The organism is Bacillus sp. SIMBA_031 (genome assembly GCF_046535225.1).
GTDB lineage: Bacteria > Bacillota > Bacilli > Bacillales > Bacillaceae > Bacillus > Bacillus velezensis.
The window spans coordinates 1-258 of record NZ_JAWRXC010000409.1 but is presented as its reverse complement, the minus strand read 5'-3'; the positions used below and the strand labels follow the sequence as shown (position 1 = coordinate 258).

Annotated in this window: 1 protein-coding gene; it reads right to left on the bottom strand. The window is 31.4% G+C overall.

Features of this window, described 5'->3' with window-relative positions; translation table 11 throughout:
* On the bottom strand, nt 1-258 hold a 258-nt coding region (locus SB724_RS20815; RefSeq protein WP_410572848.1), incomplete at both ends, for a lanthionine synthetase LanC family protein.

The window sequence follows — 258 nt, the reverse complement described above, 5'->3', positions numbered from 1 at the left end:
ATAGTTCTAAAATTTCTTTTTTATCAACCTCTAAATCAAATTCTTCTTCCGCTTCTATTAAACCTATTATTGAATAAATTCCGCTGGTTCCGAAGATTAAAGAGGCTTCGTCTTTAGTTATTTTGTTAGTGTCTTTCAGACATCTTTCTAATACTTTTTTTGCTTTTGCTTTCAGAGAATCGTTTTGTAAGATTTTCCCCGATTTGTATAGTATGGTTGCGATACCTATATCCCCGTATACAAGATTACTCTTTATAG